Source organism: Pseudoalteromonas prydzensis (genome assembly GCF_011050055.1).
Lineage (GTDB): Bacteria > Pseudomonadota > Gammaproteobacteria > Enterobacterales > Alteromonadaceae > Pseudoalteromonas > Pseudoalteromonas prydzensis_A.
This window is the reverse complement of record NZ_DRGM01000042.1, coordinates 1-11,630: the sequence shown is the minus strand read 5'-3', so window position 1 is coordinate 11,630 and position 11,630 is coordinate 1. Positions and strand designations below refer to the sequence as shown.

Annotated in this window: 9 protein-coding genes and 1 pseudogene; 2 read left to right on the top strand and 8 right to left on the bottom strand. The window is 39.3% G+C overall.

Annotated features, from left to right (window positions below):
- Positions 1-123, top strand: a 123-nt coding sequence (locus tag ENH88_RS03705) for a transposase domain-containing protein (protein ID WP_304179645.1), incomplete at its 5' end; no start/stop codon positions are given.
- Positions 124-296: 173 nt separating this feature from the next.
- Here ENH88_RS03705 and ENH88_RS03700 read toward each other — a convergent pair.
- The 8 genes from ENH88_RS03700 to ENH88_RS03665 all read right to left on the bottom strand — a co-directional run bounded on the left by ENH88_RS03700 (position 297) and on the right by ENH88_RS03665 (position 10,410).
- A complete protein-coding gene (locus tag ENH88_RS03700) occupies positions 297-674 on the bottom strand; it encodes a diacylglycerol kinase (protein WP_010554758.1) in 378 nt (125 codons plus the stop codon).
- Entirely contained in the window at positions 664-1,395 is a 732-nt protein-coding gene (locus ENH88_RS03695; protein WP_002962876.1) for a phosphatase PAP2 family protein, read from the bottom strand. The genes ENH88_RS03700 and ENH88_RS03695 overlap by 11 nt, the downstream gene beginning before the upstream one ends.
- Complete coding sequence (locus ENH88_RS03690; protein WP_002962881.1) at positions 1,382-2,284, bottom strand: cation diffusion facilitator family transporter; 903 nt, start codon at positions 2,282-2,284, stop codon at positions 1,382-1,384. Before ENH88_RS03690 ends, ENH88_RS03695 begins: the two co-directional genes overlap by 14 nt.
- Positions 2,285-3,901 carry a phosphoethanolamine transferase gene (locus tag ENH88_RS03685; protein ID WP_238142582.1) on the bottom strand — a complete coding sequence of 539 codons (1,617 nt, stop codon included), beginning with the start codon at positions 3,899-3,901 and terminating at the stop codon, positions 2,285-2,287.
- A gap of 196 nt (positions 3,902-4,097) precedes the next feature.
- A complete protein-coding gene (locus ENH88_RS03680; RefSeq protein ID WP_002962883.1) occupies positions 4,098-7,298 on the bottom strand; it encodes an efflux RND transporter permease subunit in 3,201 nt (1,066 codons plus the stop codon).
- A 12-nt stretch (positions 7,299-7,310) separates the two neighbouring features.
- Complete coding sequence (locus ENH88_RS03675; RefSeq protein WP_002962884.1) at positions 7,311-8,657, bottom strand: efflux RND transporter periplasmic adaptor subunit; 1,347 nt, start codon at positions 8,655-8,657, stop codon at positions 7,311-7,313.
- Between the two features lie 62 nt (positions 8,658-8,719).
- Positions 8,720-9,958 carry a TolC family protein gene (locus ENH88_RS03670; protein WP_002962885.1) on the bottom strand — a complete coding sequence of 413 codons (1,239 nt, stop codon included), beginning with the start codon at positions 9,956-9,958 and terminating at the stop codon, positions 8,720-8,722.
- Positions 9,959-10,062: 104 nt separating this feature from the next.
- Positions 10,063-10,410 carry a hypothetical protein gene (locus ENH88_RS03665; RefSeq protein ID WP_010554760.1) on the bottom strand — a complete coding sequence of 116 codons (348 nt, stop codon included), beginning with the start codon at positions 10,408-10,410 and terminating at the stop codon, positions 10,063-10,065.
- A 169-nt stretch (positions 10,411-10,579) separates the two neighbouring features.
- Here ENH88_RS03665 and ENH88_RS03660 point away from each other — a divergent pair.
- A pseudogene (locus tag ENH88_RS03660) lies at positions 10,580-11,630 on the top strand (ISAs1 family transposase); the annotation flags it as partial.

The following is an 11,630-nucleotide window of genomic DNA, read 5'->3' as shown; positions in this document are numbered from 1 at the left end:
GTTGAAACCGCAAAGGCAAATGATCTTGTAGTGCATGACTACATCTCAATGTGCTTGCAACATATTGCAGAGCAGCCAAGTAACCTTGAGCCACTGCTACCTTGGAATATTAAGCAAGGCTAGGTGTCGTTAGCTATACGCTTACAGCAGAAGTTACTATTTGAGTGTTTTGGCTAAAAATGTTTGTATTTTTTGATCTATAGCGGACATGGCTGAAAATATTCTTAATTGTCTAACATAGAGTATTAGATTAAATATATTTTTGAATTATTATACATTCTAATAACATTTACACTTCATAAGCTCAAGTGCTGAATAAATACACCAGCCCATATTAAAGTTGCGATGATAACGCTCACCATCACAGCCAAAGAGCCTAAGTCTTTCGCTAAACCTGACAGCGGATGAATTTCCGCGCCAATTCTATCGACTACTGCCTCAATAGCGGTATTGAAGATTTCTGCCAACAATACGAATAATAAAGCGCACCAAAGAATCACGTACTCAAAAAGTGAAAATGGAAAGAATAAACAGCCCACAACGAGAAGAACTGACAGCCAGAATTCTTGTTTAAACGCTGCTTCATTTGCTATCAGCCATTTAAACGCTCTGAGTGAATGCCCCGCTGCTAGGTATATTCGTTTTATTCCCGTCGGCTTTTGCTTAGTACCCATTGATTGGCTCCTGTTGGCTATTCTTAGCATTAGGTTTGGAATTAGGAAAGTGTAAGGTACGAAACACTACCGCGGCTATCAAACAAATGATTAACCATGACAACGTCATCGTTGTTAGTGTGTGACTTAAAAAATGGTCACCTATCGCCATCTTATAACTCCCCATAATCCAGCCAGTAGAAACAGCAAACGCTATCGCAATACATTGGTATTTCGGACGATAAAACAAAAAGAATAATGACATTAAGGCAAAACCACCGCTGGCATGACCCGCAGGAAAGCACTTGTACTTTTTAGTTGACTCAAACGATTCAGGCATTAATTCAAACGCCTTAACATAAGGGACATCGCCGCCATATAGTTCAAGCTGCGCAGGACAAGCACCATTGGTTGTTGCTTTTAAACCGCCGATGACTGACGGCACTAACATCAAAGAGAAAATAACCACTAATAATCGCTTTTGAAAGTGCTTAGAGTACTTGCGTCTACAAGCGATAACGTAAAAAGCAATGAGCGACAGTGCCAACAAAATAATGCTGTATTTAGGCAACAAGTAAAAAATAAAACGATAAGGCTCTTCATATTTATCAATTAACCACGTTTGGTTGGATGCATTGAATAACAAATTTTGAAGCCAAATATCGCTATTTGTTGTTTCAAATAAAAAAGCAATAAGCGTTAATGCATACATTGAATAAAGCAGGTGTTTACTCAAGTTCAAAACAATTCTCCATTTGCAAGGTGTTCCCTACTACCACTTCTATGGTCGAGTGGTGAATACCGTATTGAGCTGCGAGCAAATCTTTAATTGGCTTAAGATCTTGGAATTGTTCCATCGTTTTTAAGTTAACACTGGTTTCTAAATACACTTCGCTATCATCTAATTGCCACACATGAATGTGTCTTACTTTTTCAACATTCTCCATTGATTCGATATCCTTACAAATCTTATCGATATCGATATCAACGGGGACCGCTTGCATTAAAATACGAATACTTTGCTTAGCTAAAATAATACCGTGGTACACCACATAAACCGAGATAAGTATGGTTGCCAATAAATCGACAACATACCATTGATATAAAATGATCAAACTACCCGCAACAATGACAACGACAGAAGCAAAGGCATCAGATAAATTATGAATAAATGCCGCTCTGAGATTCAAGTTATTCTTCGCGCCTGCTTGATAAGTCAACCACGCGGTTATGGAATCAATCACTAAGGCTATTGTCGCAATCCAAACAACAATCCAACCATCAATAGGTTGAGGGTTAAAGTACTTCTCAACTGCGGCATAAATGAGATATATACCAAGAATAATAAGGGTAGTACTGTTGATTAATGCCCCGATAATTTCAGCCCGTTTAAAACCAAAAGTCATTTGGCTATTAGCGGGTTTTCTTGCAATTTTTCTCGCAACAATCGCAATAACGATAGCGCCTGCATCACTGAGGTTATGAAGCGCATCAGCAATCAAGGATAAACTACCTGATAAAACCCCGCCGATAACTTGGGCCACAGTAAGTAAAATATTGATAAATACTGCCATGCTTAATTTTCCGTCATGGTTATGTGCATGGCTGTGCGTATGGTTATTATTTGACATTTACTCTTCCTCTTGCGTAACAAATAGTGGTGATGGCGCTTTTTCAGGCAATGACATATCTGTGCTGATATTTAACGCATGTAGTAAAGAAAAAGAAAAAGCATCGTGAGAACTTTCTTTTTTACTTTGTTTGACCGTACTTTCCATATCAACGTGTGATGAAGAGCCGAACCAAGCAATTAAAGGTACATGAGTCTGTTCTTCAGGCGCCAGCATGTAAGGCATACCATGTAAGTAGAGTCCGTTCTTACCTAACGATTCACCATGATCGCCAATATAAAACATGGCAGTTTCAAAGTTGGTATTGTTCTCTTCTAATAAATTAATGGTTTCATTGATAAAGTAATCGGTATAGAGAATGGCATTATCATACGCATTAACAATTTCGCTAGTTTCACAGGCGGAGAGTTCGCTTGTTTGACAGGCAGGAGTGAACTTCTCAAAGTCTTTGGGGTATCGTTTGTAATATGCCGGGCCGTGGTTGCCCATTTGATGAAGCACTATGAGTACACTACCTTCTTGATCATCAATATACCCCTGTAAACCGTCTAACATACCAATGTCACGACACTCTATATCGCACACTGAATTTAGCTCAGGTGATTTGAAATTTTGGTATTCGACACGATCTGCGACGCCTTTTGAACTAGAGTTATTGTCTCGCCAAAGGACACTTACCCCGGCTTTGGAAATAACATCTAATACGTTTTGTGTTCGCCGTGCTTTTTTATTATCAAATGACTCTCGGTTATCGAATGAAAACATACAAGGGACCGAAATCGCGGTTGATGTGCCACAAGCATAGAATTTATCAAAACTAATTAAATCATCTCTTTGAGCTAATAATGGTGTAGTTTCTCGTTTATAGCCATTTATAGAAAGATTACCCGCATGGACAGTTTCACCGACAATGACAATGTAGAGTTTTTTATGCGACTCTTTATCAATATCATTGGCAGAGTTTACTACCATTAAAAATTCGTTATTTTCTTGCTGTTCAAGCACGTCCTTGAGGAAAAATCCCGTAGAGTAAATGGGATAGATAGGATTTAAGTAAAATCTTAATGGCTTGTGTTCTCTAAAGAAATTAGTGAATTGAGCACTAAAAATATAAAGTGAAACAGTAATTACACCAAGTGCCATGATGGTATTACTTATTTGTAGCCAACAGTTTTTTGTCCATGACGATTTATCTATTTTGACCATAAAAAGGCAAGCTATAGGTACTATGGCTAACAACAAAACAGTTAAAAAATACTCAAATGACAGTAAGTCAGTTGCTTCATCGATATTCGTTTCAGCAATGTTTTGAATCATTACATTATCAATGATGGTGCCAAAGCTATCGGTATAATAACCAGCCATGGCAGATAAGAGTAAAAGACTGCTCAGTACTATTCGAACGGGAATGATAATACTGAAAAATGACACAATAATGGTTAATACACTCATTACCACAAGAGTCAGCGCGATAATAAAACCTTGATTATCTTGCCACGGGTATACCGAATTAACTTGTTCAAAAAATGTAGAATTGCCCGTCACTATAATAAATAGCACGGTGGCGATAATAAGGAGGTTTGGCGAATAATTGAAAAACGACAGCTTTTTCATCATTATTCCCTAAATTTAGGATGCAAAAATTCGAAGCTAATAAAAGCCTACTATTGAATCTCTGCATCGAGTGAAAATGACTGGCTAAGCCCTGCTTTTGACAAGAGCTTAGCTAGTAGCGATTTATAGTGCTATCAAATTAGTTACTTACTTTATTAATTTGTAAGTTAATGAGTAAGTCACTAAGTTATCTAGCGCGTTAGTCTCTAAGATCTTTGATTTTGGCTTTTGAGAACCAAGCATATAAAACCGGTAACACAAACAAGGTGAGTAACGTTGCAGTAACCAAACCGCCAACAATAACACTCGCCAGTGGTCGTTGAATTTCAGCGCCAACTCCATTGGACATCAGCATTGGAATTAAACCTAACGCAGAAGTAATGGCGGTCATTAATACTGGACGTAAACGAGATACTGCCCCATCAAAAACAGCTTTTGAGGTGTCTATACCATCTTTTACCAGCTGGTTAATGCTTTCTACCATGACTACACCATTAAGCACGGCGACACCAAACAAAGTGATAAAGCCGACTGAACTTGGCACTGACAAGTATTGACCTGAAATATACAGTGAGAAAATACCACCTATAACGGCCAAGGGTACATTCACTAAAATAAGCATCGCTTGACCAACAGAGCCAAAGGCGAAATAAAGTAGCAAGGCAATTAGTGCCAATGATAGAGGCACTACCACTGATAGTCGCTGCTGCGCACGTTGTTGGTTTTCAAATTGACCACCAATCACTACAGAATAACCTGCAGGTAAATCTACTTTGCTATCAATAACTGCACGAATGTCGCTAACAACACTTCCCATGTCTCGACCTTGAACATTGGCTTGAATTACCACGCGTCGCTGTACATCATCACGTCGCACTTGTGGTGGGCCAGATTCAAAACTGACGGTAGCAATATCGCCTAAACGTACCCAAGCACCCGTAGGTGATTGTATTCTCAGATCTGCAATAGCTTCTTGGTTATCACGGTATTTTTCTTCAATGCGAACATAAATATCATAACGTTCATTACCATTGATTATTTGGCCAGCGCTAACGCCACCGATACCGTTTTTAACCACTTCCATGACATCGCCAACTGACAAACCAAAACGTGACAATTGCTGTCTTTTCGGTTTAATCACTAACTGTGCTTCACCAGCGATTTGCTCTAAGGCTACATCTCTTGCGCCATCAATTTGTTTGATTGCCGCTTCAATTTCTTGACCTTTGCTCGCCAACATATCTAATTCTGGTCCAAACAATTTAATGGCAAGTTGCGCTTTAACTCCTGACAGTAATTCATCTACACGAGTCGCTATGGGCTGTGAAAAGTTAAGTAATAACCCTGGGAATTGCTCAAGTTTCTCTTCCATTAAACCTTGTAATTCAACGCGATTTTTGGCACTTGTCCATTCTGAAACAGGTTTTAAGCCAATGTAAATTTCGATGTTATTAACTGGTTCAGGATCACCGCCGATTTCAGCACGTCCAATTCGACTTAGGGTATATTCAACTTCGGGGAACTCCATTAACTTTTCTTCAAGAATTGGAGCAACCGACAAGGCTGTTTCTAAACTTGCTGATGGCGCTAATGTTGCTCTTAGGTTAATGGTACCCTCTTCTAATTCTGGTACAAATTCAGTCCCTATTTGAGGTATTAAAGATGCTGCACCCACAAGTAACAATAATGAAGCAATAATAACTACTTTCGTGTGTTTCATCGCGGCTTTGAGGCCTTTTCGATAAAGCTTATCTAATGGTTTTAAGACAAAACTTTCTCTTTCTTTAACGCCTTTATTAAACATAAAGGTTGCTAAGGCTGGAACCACAAACAGTGCCACTAAAATAGCCGAAATAACCGCTAAAATAATACTGATAGCCATCGGCTGGAACAATTTAGCTTCCACTCCTTCAAAGCTAAATAACGGTGTAAATACCACTAAAATAATAGAGGCAGCAAAAAATACCGGGCGTGCAACTTCTTTTCCTGCTTCTTTTAATCGTAGAGGAATGCCTTCTTTATCATGTTCTACATCGTGGGGATCAGCATCTGTGCCTAACGTTCTCGCTTGCGCATTTTTGTAATGTGTTGAATCAGGTCTATTAAGGTGTTTGAACATGTTTTCAACCATCACAACAGAGCCATCAACCAACATACCAATAGCAACAGCGATACCACCTAACGACATTAAGTTTGCCGATAAACCTATCCAAGACATCACCATTAAGGCGATAGCGATTGAAATAGGAATTGAAATTAACACTAAAAAGGTTGCGCGTAAGTTCATTAAAAACAGAGCAAGTACGATAGCGATAAATATAAATGCCAGCGCTAATGCTTGCACTACAGTATCAACTGCTTTAGTAATTAAATCTGCCTGATCGTAGAAAGGTTCAAAACGTACGCCTTCAGGTAGTGCTTGGTTGATCATTGGAATACGTGCACTTATACCGTCGATTGTCGCTTTAGTATTTGCGCCCATACGTTTCAATACGATACCTGAAACCACTTCACCTAAGTTTTCAATGTTACCCTGTGCATCTCTGCGCGTCATAGTAACTGCGCCTTGGCGTATTTCACTACCCAGCGAAACCTTGGCTACATCTTCGATAGTCACCACAGTACCATCAACCGTTTTAACCGGTACTTGTCTAATATCAGCTAAACCTGCTTCGCCACTATTAAACCAACCTGTGCCACGAATAACTAATTGCTCTTGTCCACGGTTCATGTACCAACCGCCAACATTGGCATTGTTGTTATCGAGTGCAGTAACAATATCGTCTTGCGTTAACTCATATGATAATAATTTACTTGGCTCAATGTTGACTTGATACTGTCTGACGTTGCCGCCAAAAGATAAGACGTCGGTAACACCATCTACCGGCATAACCAATAACTTTACTATCCAATCGTTCAAGCTCCTTAAGGTCATAGAATCATAACCAGAATCTTTATCTGCAATTAACAAATACTGAAAAACTTGACCCAAACCTGAGGTGTTAGGTCCCATTGCTGGTGTGCCCACGCCTTGCGGAATTAACTCTTTTGCCGCTTGTAAACGCTCAAATACTAACTGGCGAGCAAAGTAGATGTCTGTGCCTCCTTTAAAGACAACAGTAACACCCGATAAACCCGTTTTTGAAATAGAGCGTACTTGCTCTACATCAGGCAACGCATACATTACTGCTTCAATGGGATAGGTTATTAACTGCTCTACTTCTTCAGCGGCTAAGCCCGGTGCTTCAGTATTAACCGCTACCTGAACATTGGTTACATCAGGAAAAGCATCTAAATTTAGTTTTGGGATCACCATAACAGAGCCTGCCATAGTAGCAATTAGGGCGATAATTACTAAGAGTCGATTATTGATCGACCAATCAATCATTTTATTAAACATAATCTTATTCCCCTAGTGGCCGTGCGGATCAAATCCGCCTTTTGCTATTTCTGACGCAACAAAAAAGGCACCTTTTGTTACCAAACGGGTATTAGGCTCAATACCGATAATTTGACGGTAATTGCCTAATGGCTGACCTAATTCAACTTCAACGGCTTTAAATTCACCAGAATGGTCTTCAACAAATACCGTCCAATCACCATCGGCACCACGCATTAATGCTGTTTCTGGTACTGCTATTACAGGGCTTTGCGTATCAAACTGAAAATTTACATTAACAAACATGCCTGAATGCAAACTGTCATCAGTATTTTCAACCGACAGTCTAACGATTCGGGTACGCGTACTTGGATCAATGGTATGTGCTTCTTGAATGACCTTGGCAACATGCACTTGCCCGGCAAACTCAACTTTTGCAATGGTGCCAATAGGAAGACTTAATTTTTTATTTGGCGAAACACGCGCTTCAACCCATAAGTCTTTTTCATCAGCCAATACCATGATTTTTTCACCGGCAGGCACACGTTGTCCTTGAGAGAAATCATCACTTAAAACCACACCAGAGCGCTGAGCGACTAAGGTATATTCACCAAGATTTGATGAGTTGTTTTTTACAATATCTTTAATGGCTGCTTTGGTTAAACCAAAGGCAGTTAATCGACCATAAGCTGAAATGTAATCTGTTTCACTGGCTAATAGGCGGCTTTCACTGACGGTGCCAAGGCCCAATTTTTTAGTTCGTTGCCACTCACTGTAAGCAACACGATATTGTGCTTGTGCTTCGGCCATTGATTCACTAAATAAGGTAACTAAAGACTGACCCTTAGTCACATGTTCACCTAAAATAGCATGACGACTGATCACTACCGATTCAGTACGTGAAGAGACAATGTAACTGGTATAACCGTTCGCTTTTATTTCTCCTGGTGCATAGATACTTTTAGCAAAAATTGCCGGCTTTAAGTTAGTCACTTTGATATTGGCGAGTGCCATTTTTTCTGGACTAAAACTTATGCCTTCTTCATGTTCTTCTTCAGCTGTTTCTTTACTCGCTGTTTCACTACCATGGTCATGACCGTCATCAGATTTCTCCTCCGCAGCATGGTCGTCTTTGCTTTCATCACTACCATGTTCATGACCACTTTCGTCATGCACTTCTTCACTTTCAGAGTCATGATCATGGTCAGTTTTTAATACGATGGATTGCTCTACTGCTGGCGTTTTTTCTAGAGCGGCATCGTTATATGATAATGCCGTAGTTGACACGACAGCTAAGCCAGTAAATAAACTACTTAGGGTAATGAGTTTTATTTTTTTCACTATTTTATGAGATGTTTTATCAGTTATTTTATTTTTCATTTTTAATTCCAAATTCTGTAACAATTCACGCTCATCAAGCCGCGTAAAGTGATATAATAGGTTTAGTTTAATAGCTTAGTTGCCGCATTTAATTGGCCTACATCGAGTAGCCATTGCACTTCGCTTATTTTGAACTGGGCTTGTAATTCAATGCCCGCGTATAAACCTTCCGCTCTTTGTTGTAATGCCAATAAATAATCCGAGGTATTTAAATCACCTACTTGCCATTGTTTTTGCAATAACTGCGCGCTGTGTTCGCCGCGTCCTTGCATTAACTGTTGCCAACGGCCAAGGTATTTTTTATTAGAGATTAGTGAGGCAGTACTTGCCTGTATCAAATACTTTTGCTTACGCATTACTGAACGAAAATTTGCTTCTGCGGCAATAGCTTGTTGGTTTTGTGCTTTGGCATTAGCTTGGTAATCATTACGAATATTTAACGGCATAGAAAAAGTAACTCCGACAACATTATCGACATCATTTTTTCCGGCACTAATTCCAATGGTAGGATCGGCTTTGGTTTCAAGCATGGCATATTGAGCTTTACTTTTTTGCATTTGCCACAGTGCTTGAGAGGCTAATACTTGCGGGTGCTGCGTTAACCACTGCTCAGCTACTTGAAAGTTTGTAACGCCTAAGCCCTGCTCTGGATATGCTTGTGTATCAGGACGCCAATCAGGCAATAACTCATTAACTTTGGCTTGAGCTTGTGTTAACTGTGCTTGTATTTGGGCCGTTTTATTAAGCATTTGCGACAAATTCAAGAAAGTTAACTCAGCATCAACCTGACCAAGATCGCCAGCTTTCTGCCTTTTAGTTACAATTTTAAGCAAGATTTCTAACTGTTGCTCTTGTTCAAAAGCAAGTGACGACTTATCCATGGCAAGTTGCCAATTAATAAGTGCTTTTAAGGCTTGTGCTTTTTTCTGCTCTATCGCATAAGTGAATTGTTTACTGGCCGCCGTTAATATTTTATCGCCGATAGCAGCATTAACAGCCTGCTTATCCCACAAGTCAATCGTTTGGCTAATACCAATATTGTAATTATTTCCGTCACCTTCACGCTCGTAACCTGTCGATAGTTCTGGGTTGTAAAGTGGTAACTTACTGCCCTGTGCTTTGGAAAATTCAGCATTCATGAGTTCACGTGCTGAGACAATATCAGGGTGTTTATTGATTTGCCGATCGAGCCAGTCACTCGATAGCGTTGGCTTAGCAAAAGCGAAGCTACTAACAGATAAACTTGCTGAAAAGCCGATAAATAATGCGATTCCAGCAGATTTTGCTGAGAAAAATTTCATAATAATCTCTTAATTTAATAATAAAATGCCGCAACTAAACCAACTAGGCTACATTAAGCGCTAGTTAAGAATAAATTTGTTACGAATATAGCTTTAAAACTAAATTAAACGATTGGAGGGCGTATAGGTTCTTCAGTGAATATTTTATCTACATGATCAGCATAAAAATATTGATTTGTAATAATAAGTTTAGGGGTCTGTAGTGTAGATTTATTACTGGCAACCCACTGTGTGTGAGTGCCTTGACAGTGACCACAATGATGGCAATCTTTAATATTATGTTCAGTGTCAGATGATTCATCGAAAAGTTCAATATCATCACTATCATGGGAATGTTCTGTTTGAATATGTAGAGAGTCAATCTGATGACTTTCATTTGAATTAGCCACAGAAGCAAACGACTGCAATGCAATCGATAGTACTACTAACAAACTAATCCAAGTATTTTTCATTTTTACTCTAACATCAAAATTTTAAAAAACATGGTAGTCAAGAAACCCACTCAAGTCAATCAAATTAAGTAGTTTATACAGGACAATCCACGGCAAGATCATTATAAATTGAACTTCTAGAACAAGTAGCGATCAGATCAAGGCATTATAATCACCTTGGTCACTTAATATGAGCGCTACTTTTCTGAAACACTTTGATTCAATTACCGATCCTCGCATTGAACGCTGTAAAAAGCATGAACTTATCGATATTCTCCTCTTAGCCATTAGTGCTGTACTCTCCGGCGCAGAAGGATGGGAGGATATTGAAGATTTTGGGCATCTAAAACTTGATTGGTTAAAAAAATATGGCGCTTTCAAAGAGGGTATCCCAAGACACGACACCATTGCCCGTGTCATTTGTCGGTTAAAATCAGATGAAATAGAGCATTCATTTCAATCTTGGATATCATCACTTATTGAAACCACTGGTGCTGATATCATTGCCATTGATGGAAAAACAGCACGTCGTTCATTTACAACCAAAGATAGAAAAAGTGCCTTACATACCGTCAGCGCATGGAGCTGCCAACACCAATTAGTGTTAGGGCAAACAGCCGTTGATAGCAAAACAAATGAAATCACCGCAATTCCTGAATTACTTACCCTGTTGGATATTGAAAATAGTATTATCACGCTTGATGCAATGGGGTGCCAACAAGAAATTGCTAAACAAATAATTAAGCAGAAAGCGGATTATATTCTGGCGCTAAAGGGCAACCACTCGGGTATGCAGATTGAATTATAAGCTTGGTGGCATAAGAATGAGCGCGAAGGATTAACCAAGAGTAACTATGATAAACATGCCGAAATCAGCTCAGGGCATGGGCGCATTGAAACAAGAACTTGTCAGCAATTACTTATTGATAAAAGTTGGTTAGGCAAAACTTACCAATGGTATGGTTTAAAGAGTGTTATTCAAGTCACCGCACAAGTTCACGATAAATCGGCGGGTACAGACACTATAGAAACCCGTTGGTATATTAGTTCGTTGGCACTAGATGCAGAGCAATCGCTCAATGCGGTACGTAGCCACTGGCAGGTTGAAAGTATGCATTGGATGTTGGATATGAATTTTAGGGAAGATGAATCGAGAATACGTAAGAAGCAAGGACCGCTTGTGTTTAACGTCATGAGAAAAATAGCCATGGCGTTATTTAAGCGAGATACAACTAAATCAG